General features: G+C 49.0%; 18 protein-coding genes and 1 pseudogene. 10 read left to right on the forward strand and 9 right to left on the reverse strand.

All coding sequences use genetic code 11. The features are described 5' to 3' along the window. From HMPREF3168_RS11020 to HMPREF3168_RS08885, 4 genes are all read left to right on the forward strand, one after another. Positions 1-109 (forward strand): peptidoglycan-binding protein (locus HMPREF3168_RS11020; protein WP_070489663.1); only part of this gene is annotated, 109 nt, incomplete at its 5' end. A 19-nt stretch (positions 110-128) separates the two neighbouring features. Next, positions 129-632: a hypothetical protein gene (locus HMPREF3168_RS08875; RefSeq protein ID WP_012537722.1), complete on the forward strand. Its 504-nt coding sequence runs from the start codon at positions 129-131 to the stop codon at positions 630-632. A 126-nt stretch (positions 633-758) separates the two neighbouring features. Next, positions 759-2,738 (forward strand): glycerophosphodiester phosphodiesterase family protein, encoded by a 1,980-nt coding sequence (locus HMPREF3168_RS08880; protein ID WP_003613116.1) that lies wholly within the window; start codon positions 759-761, stop codon positions 2,736-2,738. A 203-nt stretch (positions 2,739-2,941) separates the two neighbouring features. Then, positions 2,942-3,181 carry a hypothetical protein gene (locus tag HMPREF3168_RS08885; RefSeq protein WP_003613110.1) on the forward strand — a complete coding sequence of 80 codons (240 nt, stop codon included), beginning with the start codon at positions 2,942-2,944 and terminating at the stop codon, positions 3,179-3,181. 65 nt (positions 3,182-3,246) lie between these two features. Here HMPREF3168_RS08885 and HMPREF3168_RS08890 read toward each other — a convergent pair whose 3' ends face one another. From HMPREF3168_RS08890 to HMPREF3168_RS08905, 4 genes are all read right to left on the reverse strand, one after another. Next, positions 3,247-5,574, reverse strand: coding sequence for an SEC10/PgrA surface exclusion domain-containing protein (locus tag HMPREF3168_RS08890; RefSeq protein ID WP_070489665.1), 2,328 nt, complete (start codon positions 5,572-5,574; stop codon positions 3,247-3,249). Between the two features lie 152 nt (positions 5,575-5,726). Beyond that, entirely contained in the window at positions 5,727-6,419 is a 693-nt protein-coding gene (locus HMPREF3168_RS08895) for a glycerophosphodiester phosphodiesterase (RefSeq protein ID WP_003616066.1), read from the reverse strand. Positions 6,420-6,518: 99 nt separating this feature from the next. Continuing rightward, positions 6,519-7,172: a histidine phosphatase family protein gene (locus HMPREF3168_RS08900; protein WP_070489668.1), complete on the reverse strand. Its 654-nt coding sequence runs from the start codon at positions 7,170-7,172 to the stop codon at positions 6,519-6,521. A gap of 14 nt (positions 7,173-7,186) precedes the next feature. Then, positions 7,187-7,849: a matrixin family metalloprotease gene (locus tag HMPREF3168_RS08905; protein WP_070489670.1), complete on the reverse strand. Its 663-nt coding sequence runs from the start codon at positions 7,847-7,849 to the stop codon at positions 7,187-7,189. Between the two features lie 195 nt (positions 7,850-8,044). Between HMPREF3168_RS08905 and helD the strand changes: the two genes are divergently transcribed. From helD to HMPREF3168_RS08930, 4 genes are all read left to right on the forward strand, one after another. After that, complete coding sequence (gene helD / locus HMPREF3168_RS08915) at positions 8,045-10,324, forward strand: RNA polymerase recycling motor HelD (protein WP_070489672.1); 2,280 nt, start codon at positions 8,045-8,047, stop codon at positions 10,322-10,324. 363 nt (positions 10,325-10,687) lie between these two features. Further along, positions 10,688-11,329 (forward strand): amino acid ABC transporter permease, encoded by a 642-nt coding sequence (locus HMPREF3168_RS08920; RefSeq protein ID WP_003612130.1) that lies wholly within the window; start codon positions 10,688-10,690, stop codon positions 11,327-11,329. Positions 11,330-11,340: 11 nt separating this feature from the next. Further along, the gene (locus HMPREF3168_RS08925) at positions 11,341-11,973 is read left to right on the forward strand and encodes an amino acid ABC transporter ATP-binding protein (RefSeq protein WP_070489673.1); all 633 of its coding nucleotides are present in this window, start codon (positions 11,341-11,343) and stop codon (positions 11,971-11,973) included. 2 nt (positions 11,974-11,975) lie between these two features. Beyond that, positions 11,976-12,806, forward strand: a complete 831-nt coding sequence (locus tag HMPREF3168_RS08930; protein ID WP_003612115.1) for an amino acid ABC transporter substrate-binding protein — start codon at positions 11,976-11,978, stop codon at positions 12,804-12,806. A gap of 60 nt (positions 12,807-12,866) precedes the next feature. On the opposite strand, the gene HMPREF3168_RS08935 is transcribed toward HMPREF3168_RS08930, so the two are convergent. From HMPREF3168_RS08935 to HMPREF3168_RS08945, 3 genes are all read right to left on the reverse strand, one after another. Next, positions 12,867-13,616 carry a LiaF domain-containing protein gene (locus HMPREF3168_RS08935; RefSeq protein WP_070489675.1) on the reverse strand — a complete coding sequence of 250 codons (750 nt, stop codon included), beginning with the start codon at positions 13,614-13,616 and terminating at the stop codon, positions 12,867-12,869. Between the two features lie 5 nt (positions 13,617-13,621). Further along, the gene (locus HMPREF3168_RS08940) at positions 13,622-14,065 is read right to left on the reverse strand and encodes a LytTR family DNA-binding domain-containing protein (RefSeq protein WP_002879357.1); all 444 of its coding nucleotides are present in this window, start codon (positions 14,063-14,065) and stop codon (positions 13,622-13,624) included. Between the two features lie 128 nt (positions 14,066-14,193). Continuing rightward, complete coding sequence (locus tag HMPREF3168_RS08945) at positions 14,194-14,763, reverse strand: SGNH/GDSL hydrolase family protein (RefSeq protein ID WP_013440139.1); 570 nt, start codon at positions 14,761-14,763, stop codon at positions 14,194-14,196. Positions 14,764-14,865: 102 nt separating this feature from the next. On the opposite strand from HMPREF3168_RS08945, the gene coaA reads away from it, so the two are divergent. Further along, positions 14,866-15,780 (forward strand): type I pantothenate kinase, encoded by a 915-nt coding sequence (gene coaA / locus HMPREF3168_RS08950; protein WP_070489677.1) that lies wholly within the window; start codon positions 14,866-14,868, stop codon positions 15,778-15,780. Between the two features lie 53 nt (positions 15,781-15,833). Then, positions 15,834-16,391 (forward strand): elongation factor P, encoded by a 558-nt coding sequence (efp, locus tag HMPREF3168_RS08955; RefSeq protein ID WP_070489679.1) that lies wholly within the window; start codon positions 15,834-15,836, stop codon positions 16,389-16,391. 59 nt (positions 16,392-16,450) lie between these two features. Here the strand turns inward: efp and HMPREF3168_RS08960 are convergent, their stop codons facing one another. Continuing rightward, positions 16,451-17,263 carry a helix-turn-helix domain-containing protein gene (locus HMPREF3168_RS08960; RefSeq protein ID WP_070489682.1) on the reverse strand — a complete coding sequence of 271 codons (813 nt, stop codon included), beginning with the start codon at positions 17,261-17,263 and terminating at the stop codon, positions 16,451-16,453. Between the two features lie 376 nt (positions 17,264-17,639). Beyond that, positions 17,640-17,957: pseudogene (locus HMPREF3168_RS10835) on the reverse strand (HNH endonuclease); the annotation flags it as partial.

Genomic DNA, 17,957 nt, shown 5'->3' on the forward strand with positions numbered 1-17,957 from the left:
GAAAGATATCAAAAAGTTGCTGCTGGCCTCTATTATGGCTCCAGAAGTAGCGGCTACGCTTGTTGGAACGGCTGCTAAACTATTACCAGCGACATTCATTGCTGCTTAGCTTTTAAGGAGGCGATTAATTGGGGTTGTTACAATTAATGCTTGGTGTGCTTGGATTCACAGTGTTATTAAGTTCTCTTTTTTTGACAATATTGGTACGGCGACAAGCTGCGCATCAAAAGCGTAGTGAAGCCTATATAGAAGTAGCTAAATATCTGGGTGAAAATCCAACTTTATTTAAGAAGGTGAACCAATTAGTCAAATTGGAAAGCACAACAAAGATTTTATCATTGGTGTTTTTCTTAGGTGGCTGGATAGTCTATTCAATAAACGATTTTCTGATAATTTCTTTGGACGATAGTGTCCGTGTAATGATTTTGTGGACATCAATTGTCTTGTTTGTTATCTTAACCATTGTGCAGATGATGCTAGAATTTCGGCACAAAAAATTGTTGGCTTTTCCTCTGTCTAATATTTCTCCAGTAGAGAATACTGCAGGAGAGAAACGCTGGATTCTCAGCAAGATACTGTTAATGATTGGGACGGCGATATTGACAACATGGCTACAGCTTGTGGCTCAATGATTACTAACTGATTTACCAATGGACAAAAGGCAATTTGTTCATTGGCTTTTTGTTTTATTTAGCAAAAATGCGCTAGAATAGAGATGTTAATCTAATATACGGGAAAAGAAAATGGAGTGAATTTCTTTGAAGAAACGGAAAGATATCAAAAAGTTGCTGCTGGCCTCAGCAGTCTTGCTGACTTTTGGGATTGGACAGCAGCTGGAACCGCTGCAGCCAGTGCACGCCGCCCGGCAGGTTAAGAAGAGTAGGAAGGCCAAGAAAGGCAAAAAAGCTAAGGTTTCTATAAATAAGAAAAAGCTGAGTCTGCTGCAGGGGAAAACAGCCCGCTTGTATCTGAAGAACAGCAAGAAAAAGACGACATGGAGAAGTTCCAACAAGAAGGTAGCGACAGTATCTTCTAAGGGCAAGGTCAAGGCAGTCAAGGCCGGGGCAGCCAAGATTACTGCTAAAAATGGCAAAAAGAGCTACGCCTGCATGGTTAAAGTTACTGCAGCTAAGGGAACGCTGACTTTTTCCTCCAATGACGGGTCTGGCCGCCGGCAAAAGAAGATTTTTACCTTAGGCAAGAAAGTTACTCTGCCAAAGACTGGCTTTAACCGGGAAGGCTACAAGTTCTTAAACTATACCGTTGCCACAAACGGAAAGGGGAAGAAGTACCGGCTCGGCAAGGCCTATACTTTTAAGAAGAGCACGACTTTGTGGGCCCAGTACCGCAAGCTGGAAAATTACACTATTCAAATTGCTGCCAACCAGGGCTTTGGGAAAAATATCACTCTGCATGAATTGGAAGGCGACAAAATCACCTTGCCAGAGACAGGATTCAGTAAACCTGGCTACGTTCTCGATTCCTTTAACACTCAAGCGGATGGGAGCGGCAAAAAGTATGATCTGGGGGCTAGCTATGCTTTAAAGGATGTTACTTTGTACGCCCAGTACCGTAAGCTGCCGGCAAGTGAGAAGCCGGAAAGGGACTTGGGCTTGTGGGGCCTGGATAGCGCGGGGAATTTTTACCAAAGCAAGAATGAGCTGACGACGGTTGACTATATCAAGGCTGACCAAACTAAGTATCTGGCTTTGGACAATTATTTTGACTACCAGATCAAGGCCCTTAAGTACAGAGATGATGAAAAGCCAAGTTATGTCGGCCTGCAGGCCAACTGGTCAAAGCAGGGGATTATCCTGGACCCGGGCTACAAGTACCTAATCATGGTGAGAAAGAGCAACCAAGCAGCAATTGAAGAAAGTGAGATTGCTGATATTGCCAAGCTGGTCCGACTGGAAAATGTTGATGTAAAGACGCAGAGTACTTCTGGCCTGGCTAAGACGGCGGTCAAGTTTATCGCCCACCGGGGCTATAGCACTAAGTATCCGGAAAACACGACCCTGGCTTTTGAAAAGGCTGGCGAGGAAGCCGGAGTTTGGGGGATTGAAACCGACGTAGATAATACGTCAGACAACAAGCTGGTTATCATGCACGATAATACTTTGGCCCGGACGACCAATATCAGTGCGGATGATCCAAACTACAGAAAGAACATCAACGATATTCCTTTTGACCAGGTGGAAAACTACAAGATCAAGGGTGTGCTGGATGGCGTCGATAAGGATAAGGTTTATGAAGATCTTCGCGTGCCAACTTTGCGTCAGTACTTAGAAATCTGTAAGAAGTATGGCAAGGAAGCTTTTTTGGAGTTGAAGTACATCAACAATATGGAAGCCTTGAAAGAGGTAGTTAAGGAAATTAACGAAGCAGGGATGCAGAAGCAGACGACCTTGATTTCCTTTAATATTGGTGAGTTGGAAGAAGTCAGAAACGTGATTCCGGGTGGCAAAGAAATTGCCATGATGGGGATTTACAACCGCCATTTGACTGATAACGACTATATTTTCCTGTCCCACTTAAAGGCCGGTGCTGACCGCAATAAGGATACGACAACGCTTGATGATATTCTCGCGGCTCGTAAGTATGGCGTAGACTATGGAATCTGGACGGTTTACCAGAATGATGACGCTGTTGCGGATATGATTAAAAATGGTGTGGACAAGGTTACCTTGAATGACGCGGGCTTGATTGAATCGATGAGTGCTATCGTTAATAACTAGAAAAACAGTGATAAACTAGAGGAGAAGCTATGAAACTGATAAAGAAGACGATCAGCAACATTCCGTTTGACTTGCATGACAGTCGGATTGTAAAAATAGAAGTTAACGATGGCAATCTCACTTTGCATTTAGATCAAGTGTATGAGTACCACAAAGATTCCTAGAAGTTTTACCCGGCAAAGTTAACGTTCACCGATATCGACTTGGAAGAATGCCATGCCTTATTTTTTGACAAGGGGATGGAAAACGGGGCTTTTTCGGGCGTAAGATATAACTTGCAAGAGTATTTGGAAAAGTACCCCGATGCTGAATTTGAGATTATCACGGACACTTACAATATGACGATAACAGTCATGGAAGGATACATCTACAGAGATGGGCAGGAAGCCATGGCTGGAATTATCTCACTTTGGACATTAGGCGAGGTTATCGCTGATTTTTAAAAATAAAGTAAAAAAACTATCCCACAAGGGATAGTTTTTGTTTGGAATCAGGTTTGATTCTTAGATTAACGATTTTTTACAGTCTTGGCCTTTGTCCAGGCAGAGTAGTAGGTCTTACCGGAGAGCTTGCGGTAGGAGCGGAGTTGTACGTAGTACTTCTTCTTGCTCTTCAAGCCGGAAACCTTGAGCTTGGTTGCCTTGGTACTCTTAGTCTTGGCCTTCTTCATTGAGGAAGCCGTGCTGTAGCGAACTTGGTAGCCGGAAACGGACTTAGCCTTCTTCCATTTGCCGACAAAAGCCTTCTTGCTACCCTTTAAGCTGGTAAACTTGCTGCTTGCGACAACTACTTTCTTGGCCTTCTTTACCTTCTTGGCAACCTTCTTCTTAGTGGTCTTCTTGGTAGTCTTCTTAGTAGTAGCTTTCTTCGTTGATTTCTTTGTTGACTTCTTCTTAGTAGTAGCCTTCTTGCTTTGGGCAAGGGCTAAGACTGCCTTAGCATGTGCTAATTGTTTCTTTTCATAGGCCAGCTTCTTGGTGAGGGATGCAACTGACGCAGTCATCTTTTCTTGTTTCTTCTTTGCTTCATCGTAGGCCTTTTGAGCAGTTTGGAGCTTTTGTTGTGCGCTGCTTGCGTCAGCCTTTACCTTATCCAAGTTGCTTTGGGTATTTGCTGCTTCTTTCTGAGCAGCGGCTAATGCAGTCTTACAGTCATTCAGCTTGCTTTGAGTAGTTTGAACTTTCTCATTCGCAGCTTGTAGAGCCGCTTGCTTTGCTGGCAACGAGTCCTTAGTTTCTTTGATCTGTGATTGAAGCTTTGCCGTATCAGTAAGCTGTTTCTGCAAGGATGCGACAGAACTTTGACCGTCACTAATCTTCTTTTGCAAATCGCTGATTTCTTGGCCAAGCTTTTGGTTTTGAGCTTGGGCTTGATCAAAAGTGCTTTGTGCACTTTCTATATCCTTGTTGGCCTGATCTGAATCAGCTTGAGACTTTTGAACAGCAGTAGCAAGCTCATCTTGGCTCGGCTTGACAACTTCGTTAGTGTTAAAGTGGCTTGGAACGTTAGCCGGTTTGATCGTCAAAAGGCAGACGTAGAATTTGTCGTCTTGAGTGGTTACGGCAACTGAGAAGTAACCATTGTTGTTAATGATGTTGTTGTAATCAGTTGGATTAGCCAGTTCTTGTGTTACCAAGTCAAAAGCAGCCTTGGCAATTTCACTCATCTTTGTTGTTCCGAATTCATATGAGTTGTAGATGTACCCATTGATAATCGAAATGGACCGGCTAGTAACCTGTCTGTTGGCAGCAATGTCATATCCAGTAACAGCATACTCATTAAGCCCCATGATGCTTGAAGCTGACTTGATTGCGTTGTATTTTCTGAAGACATAGTTGCTGTTTTGGTACTCTTGCGTGTAACGCTTAGCGAACTCAAGTGAACCGTCAGTAATGGTCAGCTTGCTGGTTGATCCAACTTGAGACTTGACGGAATCAATCAAGCTCTTCACGTAGAAATCCAAACGTTTTTGATCACTTTCGGATAAGGCGGCAGGATCGTCGTAAACAGTATCATTTTCGTCTCCATCAGTAAATGGATAAGTGTGGTTGTTTACTACATCTTGCAGGTCTTTCTTGGCAGTATCCCAGTCAGTTGACTTGCCAGTAACGTAATCAATGTAGCTTTGCGGAAGAGTTAAGCTTTCATTAGTGCTGGTTGCGGAACTTAAATCTTTTTTGGCTGCTTGCAAAACTTGTGAGGCACTATCAGCCTTTTGCTTCATTTCGGCAAGATCGCTTTGCGCGGATGCAAGCTTAGCGTCAGATTCGCTCTTTTCTTGTTGCAAGCCAGATAAAGTTTTCTGGTTGTCGCTGATCTTATTGTTCTTTTCAGTAACTCTTTGCTTGATGTCGTTATTATTCTTTTCGCCATCAGTAAGTTGCTTTTCAAGATTGGTTACTTTGTTTTGTGAATCAGTCAAGTCTTTTTGCTTATCGGTACTGTCCTTAACAGCGTTTTGGTAGTCGCTGTTTGCAGAATCAGTAGCCGCTTGGGCTTGTTTGAGGGCAGACTGAGCCTCATCGTTGCTCTTATTCGGAGCTGCCACCTTACTATTAGCAGCTTCGGCAGTGCTTTTAGCGTTTGCCAATTCAGTCTCTTTTTGAGCCAGATCCTTGTTAGCAGTATTCAAATCATTTTGCACTTGGGTTAACTTGCTTTGCGTTTGGTCAACGCTCTTTTGCGCACTCTTAACCTTGGCCTGGTCGTTAGCCACAGTAGTTTTCTTGCTAGCATTGTTTGCCGCAAATACCGGGTGGGTATTAGTAACCGCGAATGCAGACCCAGCTAAACCAACGGATGACACGAGTAGAACATTTTTCGAAATTTTCTTCATAATCACACATTCCTTAATTCATTAACACATATTGGACAAGTCAATTTTAGCACTTGCTGGAACCGGATACAACACTTGATATAGCGTTTAACTTATGTTACACCGCGCAAAAAAGAGCTGCCCGCTAAGGCAACTCTCCTCATATATTCGCGTTAGTAATTTGCCACCCGCTTGCGCAGGTCCATCATATCTTCGAACTTGTTGGTGAAAAAGCCGGCCGCGCCGTACTCAATAATCTTCTTGGCCCGCAGGGGACTGTCCACCGTCCAGATTCGCTCCGGCATGTCCGTGTCGAGCAAGCGCTTGGGGTGGACCCCCTTAAAGCCGTGCTCCTTGACAAAAGCTGCCGGGTCCTTGATCCGCTTGTCGGTCAAGAAATTGTAGTTTTCCTCCGGCCGGATCTTCTGCGCGTGGATCAAGGTCTGCAAATTAAAGGAGGAGTAGATGATCTCCTGCTTGAACTTGAACTGGTCCGCCAGGGCAAAAATCTTCTCCGGCAAGCCTGGATAATCGAACTTATTGGTCTTCATCTCCAGATTCAGCTGGCCTTCATAGCCAGATTCTTCAGTCAGCTGGAAGAGGTCCTTCAAACGGGGGATCCGCTCGCCATTGGCCAGGTGGAACTGGTCCAATTCCGCCAAGCTGAAATCCTTGATCAGGCCCTTGCCATTAGTGGTCCGCTTGATGTTCTCATCATGCATGATCACTGGCACCCCGTCACGGGTTAAGTGGACATCGAATTCGATCCCCTCAGCTCCGTGATGCATGCAGTAGTCAAAGCCCTCCAGGGAATTCTCCGGGAACTTGGCTGGATAACCGCGGTGACCAAAAATCTTCGTTCTCATATATTTAATTGCGCTCCATCCTTAAACTGGAATCTTGTCTCTTGCCGGCTCATATTATAGTAGCTCTATGCTAACTTGCAAGCCTTTTGTCCATAAAAATTACAGCTGCAATTTGTTGTAACTGGTCATCTGCAAATTGCCAGCTTCATCCATCACTAAAGTCGAAATTGATGAATTTCTCGGGTGAACGGTCGTGTCGATCCCGTCCACCGCAAATTTCTGGGCCAGGGTCTTGATGGCAAAACCGTGGCTGACCAGCAGGATATTTTCTGCCCCGTCCAATTGCTGGATCAAGTCAAAACCTTTCTGCCAGCGGGCCCAAAATTCCTTGCTGTCTTCAGCATCGTGGTAGGGGTCAGCCTCCTTGGTCCAGTCAGCTATCTGGTCGCAAGTCGCGTGTTCAGCTAAATCAGCGGCGTTAGTAAAGCCGTGGGCCGCGCCGACCATCCGCCAGGCCACGTCATTGTCCATCCCCTCAAAGTAGCCGTAGAAATGCTCTCTGAAGTAAGGGTAGGCCAGGTGCTGGAGCAGGTCCCTGTTGCAGTTCTTCTCTATGATGATTTCACAGGTCTCGCTGGCCCGTAAAGTGTTGCTAGACAGGGCAATGTCCAAGGGCAGCTCCTGCAAGGCCTCAGCGGCCTTTTCTGCGCCTTCCCGGCCTTCGTCAGTCAAGGGGGTGTCGCACCAGCCCTGCATCTTGTTGTACTTGTTGATAAAAGTTTTCCCGTGTCTAACCAGATAAATCCGTTTCATTTTTCTAACTTGCCTTATGACTTGCTCTTGTAAATCTTCTTAACCAGCTTGATGTCCTTTGGCTGGATCGTGTAGATGGATCCGGTCGGGTACATGACAGTAACCCCGGTCCGGTGGTCTAAGCCGATCGCGTGGCCTAATTCGTGTTCAACCGTGTTGACGATTCTGGCCTGCGTGTAGTTGTAATAGTCGTTTTCCAGATAGTAGGTGTTCAGAGCCACCTGGGCTGAGTAGAGCCGGTTGGTGTGGCTGAGATACTTGTAGGTAGTCAGGCCCGCTGCCCCGTTGTTCTTGGAGTTGGCCACGACCACGATCTGGGCGTTCTTCTTGTTTTTAGTCTGCTTAAAGGTAAAAGCTCCCGTCTGGTTCCAGGCTGCCATGGCATTGACCGTGGCGTTGTAGAGGTCGGTTTGCTTGACCTCGATGTAGACCTTGGCCGTCGCCTTTGGCCAGTGGTAGCCGGTCGTGTTCTTAGTGACCTTCTTATTGCTTTCAGCAACGACGCCGCCGCTTAAATCCAGAGTCTTGCTCTTTAAGCCTTTCTGCTCCAGATAAGTGCTGGCCGTGCCCGCTGCTTCCAGCAGGAAAGTCTGTATTTGCTCATGGTAGTTGACCACGGCCGCGGCCATGATCGCTAAGATGAGCAGGTTCTTGATGAAATTAAAAAATCGTCGCATCAATTTTCTCCTTTGCGCTAATTATTATAAGATTTGCCAGCTCTTTTTCCTAGCAAAAAGGCCGCTGAAACTGCTTAAGCTTTTCCTAAGGAGGTCTGGCTTTAGTTTTAAGCTGAAAAATGGTAGAATATTAGGCAAGTTTTTTCAAAGAAAAGCTGTTGGAGTTTATTTTTTTAGAAAAGGTGCATATATTACATGGTAGAAAACTCAGACCGCAAAGCAGAACAAGCCCACCTGGACCAGGTCCTGCAAAAGATTGATCAAAAGGGGGACCAGCTGCAGCAGGCTATCGCTAAAGACAAGGCCGAAGCCCGCAACATCAGTGCCCACTTCTATGATGATATTCGCCTGGACTATGACGACTACTCGACCTCAATGGACACGGCCCTGTCGATTCAGCAGCAGCAGCAAATGCTCAAAGAACGCGACACTGCCTGGCAGGTCAACGCCCGCGAACTGGCTACTTTAAAGCGGCTGCATGTCCATCCTTACTTCGCCCGGGTCGACTTTGAGGAGGCTGGTGAAGAGCCGGAAAGTATCTACATCGGCCTGGCCTCCTTCATGGACGAGAACAATGAGCTTTTGATCTATGACTGGCGGGCCCCGATCTCCTCAATCTACTACGATGGCAAGATCGGCAAGGTAACCTACTACTCACCAGAAGGGCCGGTTGAAGTCGACATGAGCAAGAAGCGGCAGTTCATGATCGAAGACGGAACCATCATCAACATGTTCGACACTGACGAAACCATCGGCGACCAGATGCTGATGGAAGTTCTGTCAGAAAAGTCCTCCATCCAGATGAAGTCCATCGTCAAGACCATCCAAAAGGAGCAAAACAAGATTATCCGGGATACGACCAGCGACCTGCTCTTTGTCCAGGGGGCGGCCGGGTCTGGCAAGACCAGTGCCATCCTGCAGCGGATCGCCTTCCTCTTGTACCGCTACCGGGGCAACCTCAAGAGCGGGAACGTGATCATGTTCAGTCCTAACCAGCTTTTTAACGACTACATCGAAAACGTCCTGCCGGAAATGGGCGAGCAGAACATGGTCCAGATGACCTACTGGCAGTTTATCGCCCGCCGCTTGCCGAAGATGAAGGTGCAGAACCTCTTTGACCAGTTTGAAGACCGGCAGGCTGACACAGCAATCGGCCGCTTCAAGGATTCGCTGGCCTTCTACAAGCTGGCTACCCGCTACGGCCAGCACCTGAACCAGTCCGGCATGATCTTCCGCAATATCTATTTCCGGACCAAAAAGAAGCCGTTTTTCAGCAAGGAAGAAATCAAGGAGCTCTACTACTCCTTCAATGAAAACTACAAGCTGGGCAACCGGATTGACGCTACCCGCGAGGAACTGATCCGCCGCTTGAACAAACGGGTGGCCAGTGAAGCCCGCAAGGTCTGGGTCAGCCGGGAAATCGAAGGGCTCAGCCACGAGCAGATGCTGGACATGTACGACCGGCCGGACCAGGAATTCTCTTCAGAAAAGGCTGAACGGGCCTTCCTGGGCAAAAAGATCGTTATCAAGCACCTGGCTAAAGTTGCCCGCCGGATCAACCACAACGGCTTCTTGAACCTGCGGGGTCAGTACCTGGCCTTTTTGCGGGCCGTGCCGAAGATGACGGACCTGGCCAAGTACGGGATCAGCGAAGAAGAATGGCTGGCCCATGTTGAAGAAGTTAAGGCTAAGTTCAAAGAGCAGGAAATTGACCTCCGGGATGCTTCAGCCTATCTTTACCTTTACGACCAGATCATTGCCCGCCAGACCAACCTGGAAATGCGCTACTGCTTTATCGACGAAATCCAGGACTACTCAGCCTTCCAGCTGGCCTATCTGCGCTACAACTTCCCCCGGGCCAAGTTCACCATGCTGGGCGACTTGAACCAGGCGATTTTTACCAAGGACGAGAGCAGCAGCCTCTTAAAGCAGATCTCCGGCCTCTTTGACCCGGAAAAGACCAAGCTGGTTCAGTTGACCAAGTCCTACCGGTCAACCAAGCAGCTGACTGACTACACCAAGCAGATCCTCCGACATGGTGAAAAAATCGAAAGTTTCAACCGGCAGGGGCCTTTGCCGCAAGTCTGGGGCAGAAGTGATGAAGCAGAAGCTTTAGCGGCTTTGAAAGCAGCTTTAGCGGAAAATGACGCCCAAAAGCTGACGACTGCCATCATCACTAAGGACCTGGAGGCGGCTAAAAAGCTGGCTGACCAGCTTGAGAGGGTCCACCTTATCTCCAGCGCCAACCAGCGCCTGGTGGAAGGGAACCTGATCTTGCCGTCCTACCTGGCCAAGGGGCTGGAATTTGACGCCGTAATCATGTGGGATGCCTCTAAAGCGGCCTACCACGAAGAAGACGAGACCCAGCTGGTCTACACGATCGCTTCCCGGGCCATGTACAAGCTGGACCTGGTTTACGCTGGTGAAAAGAGTCCGCTTTTGCCAACTAATGAAGCAACTTTTGTAAAAAAGTAAAAGAAAAGCTTGACGGCTTTTTAATATTAGTTTAATATTACTGAAAACAGACTTAGAGTCGGTTATATTTCACGCGATGAACAGAAGAAGTAGGCCTGCCTGGACAGATAGAGACTTCCCGCCGGTGGAAAGGGGAGCGAGGGCTGGCTGAACACACGTCTGTGAGCAGGAGGGGTGAAGGCTTAGTAGCTCCTTCCGGGTCAGCCCGTTACCGCTGCAGCTTGAAGGCTTTTTCAAGCTGGTGAGGCCGGTTGCCGCGAGGGACCGGTGAACACGAGGTGGAATCACGCTGACGCGTCCTCTTGGCCCTTTGGGGCCAGGAGGACTTTTTTATTTTCTTTTTCTAGGAAGCGGGTAAAACGAATGAAATATGTTATGGAAATACTTCCCTCCCTTTTCAGCGGGGCGGGGATGACCTTGCAAATCTTTTTTGAAACATTGATCTTCTCCCTGCCTTTGGGGATCCTGGTCTCTTTCGGCTTAAGCAGCCGCTTTGCCCCATTGAAGTGGCTACTCAACTTCTACGTTTGGCTGATGCGGGGGACCCCACTTTTGCTGCAGCTGATCTTTGTTTTCTACGGCCTGCCGATCGTCGGCTTGACCTTCCCCCGCTATATGGCGGCTTTGGTGGCCTTTGTCCTGAACTACACGGCCTACTTTGCTGAAATCTTCCGGGGCGGCAACCAGGCCATAGACCGGGGACAGTTTGAGGCAGCCAAAGTCCTGCAATTGACTTACGGGCAGACCCTTAGAAAGATCGTTATTCCCCAGGTAATAAAAATCGTCCTGCCCTCAATCGGCAATGAAGTGATCAACCTGGTCAAGGACTCCTCCCTGGTCTACGTGATCGGTTTGGGCGACTTGCTCAGAGCCGGCAACCTGGCTACGGCCCGGGACGTGACTTTAGTGCCGCTGGTTTTGGTAGCCTTGATCTACCTGCTTTTGATCGGCCTGTGCACTTTGCTTTTGCGGCAGCTGGAAAAGCACTACTCATACTACAGATAGGAGGACTAAACATGCTTGAAGTAAAAAACTTAGCCAAGTCTTTTGGCAACCGGCAGATTTTGCAAAATATGAACTTCAGCCTGAAGGACGGGGAAATCCTCACGGTGGTTGGTCCTTCCGGTGCCGGGAAGACGACCCTTCTGCGGATCGTGGCCGGCCTTGAAACAGCTGACGCGGGCAGCATGAGACTGGACGGGGAAAAATACGAGCTTAGCCAGGAAGAGCGGGGCGCCGTGGGCGTGGTCTTCCAGGACTTTAACCTTTTCCCCAACATGTCAGTTTTGGAAAACATCACCCTGGCTCCCCAGCTGGCGCTAAAAGAAGACAAGGCAACAGCGGAAGCCAAGGCCAAGGAGCTTTTGACGAAGCTGCAGATGGCGGACAAGGGCGGCCTTTACCCTTACCAGCTCTCCGGCGGGCAGAAGCAGCGGGTAGCCATCGCCCGGGCTTTGGCCATGCAGCCGAAGATGCTCTGCTACGATGAACCGACCAGTGCTTTGGACCCGGCCTTGCGGGACCAGGTGGCCGACCTCATCTTGAGCTTGAAGGAGTCAGGCCTGACCCAATTGATTATCACCCACGACATGGACTTTGCCAAAAAGGTGGCCGACCAGGTCCTAGAGGTTAAGCCATTGGAGGGTTAGCAATGAAATGGTTTAAGAAAATCCTGCTGCTGGGCCTGGTCTTGTCCTGCTTTTTGACAACAGCCTGCAGCAATTTAACTAAAGAAGCCAACCAAAAAGATACCTGGGCCAAGATTAAAAAGCGGGGCAGCCTGGTGATCGGTTTAGACGACACCTTCGTGCCCATGGACTTCCGGCAAAAAGACGGCCAGCTGGTCGGCTATGACGTCGACTTAGCCAAGGCCGTGTGCAAGAAGCTGGGCCTTAAGGCAGACTTTCAGACTATCGACTGGTCCATGAAGGAAACAGAACTGAGAAACGGGACGATCGACGTCCTTTGGAACGGCTACAGCGTGACCAGCCAGCGGAAGAAAAAAGTCGCCTTCAGCCGCAGCTACTTGCGAAACCGGCAGGTTTTGGTCGTGAAGAAGTCCAGCGGGATCAAGTCTTTTGCCCAGATGAAGGGGCAGGCAATCGGCGCCCAGAGCGGGTCAACCGCCCAGATCTGGCTGGATGGCAGCCAAAAGGTCATTAAGCCGAAGAGCAAGGTCCTTTACGACACTATTCCGTCAGCCTTCCTGGACCTCAACGCCGGCAGAATCAAGGGGATCCTCCTGGATGAAACCTACGCGGAATACTACATCAAGCACGAGGCAGACTCAAAGTCTTACCAGGTCATCTTGAACAAAGAGGTGCCAGAGGACTTGTTCGCGGTAGGGATGCGGAAGGGCGACAAGAACTTGAAAAAGAAGATCAACCAGGCCCTGGCGGAGCTGCAGGCCGACGGGACTTTGGCCAAGATCAACCAGAAGTGGTTCGGACAAAAGTCAAATTACTTGGGCAAGGTTGATTAGAACAAAATAGAATAAAAGAAAAACTGTTCAGCCTTATTAAATAAGGAACTGAACAGTTTTTTAGACCCGGTGAATGGTGACTTGGCTGAAGACCAGGTCAGCATCGATTTTTAAAAGGGGTGAATCCGCTGTTAAACCGCTGGGGTTAAGGGCGGTGAAGCGGGAGAAGACCGGGCTGGAGTCGGCTTGGACCTCCCATTCTCTGGGAATGTAGATATCAACTTTGGAGAAGACCGCATCCAAATCCAGCTTGCCGCGTCCATCCTTGAGCTGGGTCTGGTCCAAGTAGATGGTTACCGGACTCATAACGGTGGAGACGGATAATTTGCGCAAGGCCTGGCTGTGAACGTAGCGGACGCATTTGGAGAAGACGGATTCGATGGAAACTTTTTCGCCATTTTCGCCGATTGATTCGCTGTAGCTAAGGCTAGTGCCGTCATCGTCTTTCTTGCCACTTTTTACATTCATCTTGACCTCCAGCTGGCTTCCTCCGGCCAAAAGCTGGCAGCCCAGGGCGATTAGGAAGAGGGCCAGGTACATGTAGCCGATCCATTTAAAGAAGTGGCTAGCTTCGCTGATGGTTTTGACGATCAAGCCACTGGCAAAAATTCCAAAGAAGAGGGCCCGGTTCTTGAAGCTGGTCCAGGCGATCCAGGCTAAGAGGAGAACCCAGAAGACCTGGCCCCAACTTAAGTTGAAGAGCTTAAAAAGGGTAAAGTAGTCTGGAAAAAGCTGGCTTAAAATCAAGGGGATGGCGATAGCGATCAGGATCAAGCCCCATCTGACCGCGGACTTTCTGTTCTTGTTCATTGTGCTTACCTCATTTCGTGCAAATGGCTGATCAGGGTTTGGTAGTAGCGGCGGGAGACGAAGACCTTCTTGTAAGAAGCGGTAAAGCCAAGCTCGCAGCCCGTAATGGACCGCTTGACGGCATTGATTTGCCGGCAGTTGACCAGGGCACTCTTGGAAGCCCGGTCAAAGTCGCTAGGCAGGCTGGCTTCCAGCTGCCGCAAGGTCTGCTTGACCAGGTAGCTGCCTTCCCGGTCATGAGCCCAGACGTGCCGGTCACTGGTCTCAAAAAAGAGAATGCTGGTTAGGGGCAGGATGATTTCATCGCTGCCTTGATAGACCGTGATCTTCTGGGCCAGTTTTTCTTCCAAAAAGGCCAGAGCCGCTTCGATTTCCGGCGTCAGTTTCTTGGCCTTGATGATGAGCTGGTCTTCTTTTAGCTGCTTGTCTTGTTTAAACTCTACCTGCATCTTTTCTCCCCCCTTTTCAGATTTTATTATGAAGAAGATTAAGCAAAAATGAAAGAGCAGACGCGCAAGCGGTCATTTTTCCTGTTTAAGCGGCATGCAAAAAGCGCCCGGGTAACCGGACGCTTTTCCTATGCCATCTTATTGATTTGGTCAGCCAGGACATCGGCCAGCCAGGAGATCCCTTTTTCGCTGTAGTGGAGGCCGTCTGCAATCATGAAGGAAGGCAGGTCCTTCAGCTTTTCCATCTTGTGGGTCAAGTCGAAGAAGAAGGAGTTGGTCTTGCCGGCGTCTCTTTGCGCGATGTCGACGTACTCGTCCAGCTTCTCCAAGGAGTAGGCCGCGGCCATTTCCGGGTTCGTCAAATCCGGCATGGACGGAGCTAAAACCAGGGTATCGCTGGCCCCAGTTACCTTCTGGGCCTGCTTGATCAAGCTTTCCAGCCCTTCCTGGTAGTCATAGGCGCTGCAGCCCCAGCTGGCGGCGTCGTTGGTCCCGTACTCTACGACCAAAATGTCGCAGGCAGGCAGACTGCCGACTCTGGGCAGGACGTCCTGGGCGCAGGCACCGCTGACCGAGATGTTCACGACCTCGTAAGCGTCTCCCAGCCGCTTGGCCAAGGCCTTGGTCAAACGGTCGGTATCCTTTTGCCCGTCATACGCGTTAAAAATTGAATCGCCAAAAAGCACGACTTTCTTCATCTGTTTCACCCATTTCTTTGAAAAATGAAGCTGGCATTTGCCAGTTTCTCCTGCTTTTTCTACTATAATAGATAAAGAATGAGAAAAGGACAAGTAAAAAGAATGCGAAACTATACTGAATTCAGCCGGCAGGCCTGGGCGGCTTTAACCCCCAAGACCAAGCTGGCGGTGACTAATGAAGAGCTGGCCAAGGTCAAGTCTTTGGGCGACCAGCTGGACGTCAAGGACGTCGATGAAATCTACCAGACCCTACTGAACTATATCCACCTGGCCTACCAGGCCAAGCAGGCGACAGCCGCCAAGAAGGCAGAATTTTTGCAGCTGCCGGAAAGCAAGGTGCCTTATATTATCGGCATTTCCGGCTCAGTTGCCGTGGGTAAGTCCACGACTGCCCGCCTTTTGCAGCTGCTCTTGACCCGGTATTACCCGGACTTAAAGACCCAGATGATGACCACTGATGGTTTCATCTACCCCAACCAGGAGCTGGAGAAGCGGAAGATGATGCCCAGGAAGGGTTTCCCGGAAAGCTACAACATGCAGATGCTCAGAGACTTCCTCCAGGACGTGGTCAGCGGAAAAAATGACGTCGTTTATCCCCTGTATTCCCAGGAATTAAGTGACATCGTCCCGGGCCGCTATGGCCATGTGGAAAAGCCCGACATCTTGATCATCGAAGGGATCAACACCCTGCAGCTGCCGGAAAGCGGCCAGCTGGTGACCAGCGACTTTTTTGACTTTTCAATTTATATCGATGCGGAAGAAGACTTGATTGAAAAGTGGTATATGCAACGCTTCAAGAAGATCATGAAAATGAAGAAGAATGACCCAAGCAACTTCTACTACAAGCTGGCCAACGGGCCGGAAGACGAGGCCCTGCGCCTGGCGGAAGAAACCTGGCAGATGGTCAACCTGGTCAACCTCCGCCAGTACATCGCCCCGACCAAGGAGCGGGCCAATTTGATCCTGCATAAGGTTGAGGGGCACTTGATTGATAAAATTTACCTTCGCGGCTTTTAAGTCAATGGTATAATGAAGAACGGTGATAAAAAATTTATTATGGAGATTTTTTTATGCAAGCAATTGAATTGAAAAAAGGCATGATTTTTGACGATGGCGGCAAGCTGATGCTGGTTATGGCGGCTAACCACCACAAGCCAGGCAAGGGCAACACCGTTATGCAAATGGACCTGCGTGACGTCCGGGCCGGCAGCGTGATCCACAAGACCATGCGGCCAAGTGAAAAGATCGAGCTGGTCGAAGTCGTCAAGAAGAACGCCCAATACCTGTACGCTGAAGGCGACAGCTACAACTTCATGGACACGGAAACCTACGAACAATACGCGATTTCCGGCGACCAACTGGGTGACGACGTCAAGTACCTGATGCCAAATATCGAAGTTATCCTGGAATTCACTGAAGACGGGGAACTTTTGGCCGCGCAATTGCCATCAACTGTCAACATGAAGGTAGTAGAAACCCAGCCAGGCATTAAGGGGGCAACCGCAGCTTCCGGCGGCAAGCCAGCCACTATGGAAACCGGCCTGGTTGTGACTGTGCCTGACTTCATCAACGAAGGCGATGAACTGGTCATCAACACCCTGGAAGGGACCTACAAGGGCCGGGCTTAAGGCCAAAAATTACAGTAAACGAAAAGCGCTCGATTACTCGGGCGCTTTTTGCATGCACTTTATTCGTTTGTATCAGTCGTCGTGTCAGTGCTTGACTGGCTGCTAGAGGAAGAGGCCTGGCTGCTCTGTTCTTGGCTAGATGAGCTGGCCACGGAACTAGAAGAGCTGGCTTCACTGGAAGAGCTGACCTGCTCTTCTTTACTTTGGCTTTGGCTCTGCTGGCTCTGCTGGCTCTGCTGGTCATCATGGCTTGGCTTGTTTTCATCAGGCTTAGCGGAATCATCTTGAGCTGGCTTAGATGAAGAAGAAGAAGATGATGACGAGGAGCTGGATGAGCGGGTAGTGCTGGTAGCTTTAGAAGCCAGGGCACCGAAGCCGCCGGCTACGGACCCGACCACGGCCAGGCCCAAGATGACCCAGATCCCGATTTTTAAGAGCTTGTCCAAGTTGATGGCGTCAAAGAATTTAAAAATTGCCTTGAAGCCATGCGGCAACTTGCTCTTGTCCAAAATTTCCTTGGCCTTGCCAGCAGGGCTGGCCTCCTTAACTGGCGCCGGATTAGTGGCCCGGACTTCAGTGACCTTCTCTTTAACTGGGCTGGCCGGCTTAGCGGCTTGGGCGCTAGCAGCAGGAATGTCCTTGCCGGCGGCGGCCGGCTCAGTAAACTGGTCGAGCAGCTTTGCTCCGTCTAAACCCAGCAGGCTGGCGTATTGCCGGATGCAGCTTCTGACCAGGACCGGGTTTAAGCCTTGGAAATCATCGGCTTCAATCTTTTGCAGAGTCGCCTGGTCGACCTGCAGGGTTTGACTAACGGCTTCCAGGCTGAGCTGCTTGGCGCGGCGCTGTTTCTGTAGTTCTTTACCGATTGTCAAATTTTTGCCTCCTAAATGCTTCTGATTGGTCTTAGCCTATTTTACTTGAAAAAGGGCAAAAGCTAAAGGCAGATGCTTTTGCCAATGATTGTCAATGGCCGGCAAGCCCGGGATTCCACCTATTTCAATGGATGGGGGGATAGGGTTTGCCGGCCTCTTTTTACTTAAATTCGTAAAGTAAAAGCTTTTGCTCTGCTTTTTGCCAGTTGCTATTATGCGTAATTAACTGACACTGCTTTGAGTTGATATAATTTCTACTATTGGTCAGCACGTAATTGCCTAAGCCATCTGTCAGATAAACAGAATATCCATTGGACTTAAAGCCTTTTACATATCCCTTGACATGATTTCCTATCACACGAACGTAGTCATTCAGCTACAAGCCACATGCATATTTCGTGTTCTTCTCATTGCGCTTGGATGACATATTTGGCTGCTTTCTGCCTTTTCTTGCAGTTGCTTCGTGAAGTGACCGCTTCTTCTTGCGGAACTGGCTGATCATTGTCACCGTCAGCGGCATCTGACCAACTGACTTGATCCCGCTGATTGCGATTGCATCCATGAAGTGACCTTTTGGCAAAAGAAGGTTCTTGCGATCTACGTAGGTTTGCGAACCATATTGAAAGCTTGCTTCTGGGAAAGTCGTCATGATTCGCTTGCGCAGAATGTTCATGAACGTTGCTCCCTTCAGCTG

The organism is Lactobacillus sp. HMSC08B12, assembly GCF_001808415.1.
In the GTDB taxonomy this organism is placed as follows: domain Bacteria; phylum Bacillota; class Bacilli; order Lactobacillales; family Lactobacillaceae; genus Lactobacillus; species Lactobacillus delbrueckii.

Excerpts from the sequence above, each read along its gene's own strand:
- HMPREF3168_RS08890 (WP_070489665.1), bottom strand. The coding sequence starts at position 5,574 with ATGAAGAAAATTTCGAAAAATGTTCTACTCGTGTCATCCGTTGGTTTA.
- HMPREF3168_RS08895 (WP_003616066.1), bottom strand. The coding sequence starts at position 6,419 with ATGAGAACGAAGATTTTTGGTCACCGCGGTTATCCAGCCAAGTTCCCG.
- HMPREF3168_RS08900 (WP_070489668.1), bottom strand. The coding sequence starts at position 7,172 with ATGAAACGGATTTATCTGGTTAGACACGGGAAAACTTTTATCAACAAG.
- HMPREF3168_RS08905 (WP_070489670.1), bottom strand. The coding sequence starts at position 7,849 with ATGCGACGATTTTTTAATTTCATCAAGAACCTGCTCATCTTAGCGATC.
- helD (WP_070489672.1), top strand. The coding sequence starts at position 8,045 with ATGGTAGAAAACTCAGACCGCAAAGCAGAACAAGCCCACCTGGACCAG.
- HMPREF3168_RS08920 (WP_003612130.1), top strand. The coding sequence starts at position 10,688 with ATGAAATATGTTATGGAAATACTTCCCTCCCTTTTCAGCGGGGCGGGG.
- HMPREF3168_RS08925 (WP_070489673.1), top strand. The coding sequence starts at position 11,341 with ATGCTTGAAGTAAAAAACTTAGCCAAGTCTTTTGGCAACCGGCAGATT.
- HMPREF3168_RS08930 (WP_003612115.1), top strand. The coding sequence starts at position 11,976 with ATGAAATGGTTTAAGAAAATCCTGCTGCTGGGCCTGGTCTTGTCCTGC.
- HMPREF3168_RS08935 (WP_070489675.1), bottom strand. The coding sequence starts at position 13,616 with ATGAACAAGAACAGAAAGTCCGCGGTCAGATGGGGCTTGATCCTGATC.
- HMPREF3168_RS08940 (WP_002879357.1), bottom strand. The coding sequence starts at position 14,065 with ATGCAGGTAGAGTTTAAACAAGACAAGCAGCTAAAAGAAGACCAGCTC.
- HMPREF3168_RS08945 (WP_013440139.1), bottom strand. The coding sequence starts at position 14,763 with ATGAAGAAAGTCGTGCTTTTTGGCGATTCAATTTTTAACGCGTATGAC.
- coaA (WP_070489677.1), top strand. The coding sequence starts at position 14,866 with ATGCGAAACTATACTGAATTCAGCCGGCAGGCCTGGGCGGCTTTAACC.
- efp (WP_070489679.1), top strand. The coding sequence starts at position 15,834 with ATGCAAGCAATTGAATTGAAAAAAGGCATGATTTTTGACGATGGCGGC.